The organism is Streptomyces sp. A1136, from assembly GCF_004795055.1.
In the GTDB taxonomy this organism is placed as follows: domain Bacteria; phylum Actinomycetota; class Actinomycetes; order Streptomycetales; family Streptomycetaceae; genus Streptomyces.
The window spans coordinates 1-505 of the sequence record NZ_SSBJ01000400.1 but is presented as its reverse complement, the minus strand read 5'-3'; the positions used below and the strand labels follow the sequence as shown (position 1 = coordinate 505).

Here is a 505-nt window from a genome sequence, read left to right as displayed (position 1 = left end):
CGCCATAGCTGCACCGGCATGGTGACCTCCCGCAGTCCGTCGGGAGAGAATGTGAAACCGATGGCGGGTGCGGCAACCACGGCGGCTTTGATGCGATCGTCCTTCGTGCCGTCTTTGGCGGGTACAGCGGCAGCTACCGTGCTGACCACACCGCGATTGCGCGCAATCAACTGACAGGCGAAGTCCGCGGTGTGCGCCGCGCAAAACGGTGCGATCTTCACCATATCAGGCCGCCCGCCGATGCTGACCAGCGTCGTGAATCCTCCCGCAGAAAAACCGAACATACCGATCTTCTGCGCGTCGAGTTGCACATGCCCGCTCCAGCCCGACAGCATGTAGTCAATCACGCGACTGATATGTCGCGGACGTTCGAGGATGAACAGGCTGCGACTCTGGTCGGCATAGTTGTCTCCCGTATGCGTGACCGCGGCCACCACGAAGCCCGCTTCGGCCAGCGCAATGGCGGTGTCATAGTGCCCGAGATAAGAGCCGCCTGTACCGTGCG

The 505-nt window shown here is 62.2% G+C and carries 1 protein-coding gene; it reads right to left on the bottom strand.

Annotated features, from left to right (window positions below):
* A partial coding sequence (locus E6R62_RS40200; protein WP_206309065.1) for a hypothetical protein occupies window positions 1-505 on the bottom strand: 505 nt, incomplete at both ends.